1 pseudogene is annotated in these 493 nt (G+C 24.3%); it reads left to right on the forward strand.

The annotated features are described in order from the left end of the window. Positions 1-493, forward strand: a pseudogene (locus tag LDP10_RS03190) (ribonuclease E); the annotation flags it as partial.

Consider the following 493-nt stretch of genomic DNA (forward strand, 5'->3'; position numbering starts at 1 on the left):
AAACACCCATGAAGTACATGCTATTGTGCCTGTAGAAGTGGCATGTTATTTATTAAATGAAAAAAGAGAAGCTGTTAATGCAATTGAAAAGCGTCAAAGCGGTGGGAAAACAATTATTATTCCGCATGACGAGATAAAAACACCTCATTATTCTGTTTTACGTATTAGAAAAGGCGAAGAAATAGAAACTACCAGTTATCGACTTCCAAAATTTCATAAAAATGGTATTATTCGGACTGTTGAAGAAGTTGTAGATAAGAAAAAAAATAAAAACTCTATTTTCTCTATTTGTAACACTTTTTTATTAAAAAAAACAATAGATAATAAAAAAAAAATAGAATCTCATGCATTTGTAAAAAATAAATCAATTTCTCCATCTTTATCTAGATTAAATTTATTAGAAAAAATAATTTTTTGGTTAAAATTACCTTTTTTTAGTTTTAATTTAAATTTGTTAAAAAAAAGAAATAAAAAAATTGATTTAATAAGTAAG

The sequence above is a fragment of the Buchnera aphidicola (Pemphigus obesinymphae) genome, from assembly GCF_026122815.1.
Lineage (GTDB): Bacteria > Pseudomonadota > Gammaproteobacteria > Enterobacterales > Enterobacteriaceae > Buchnera_C > Buchnera_C aphidicola_BJ.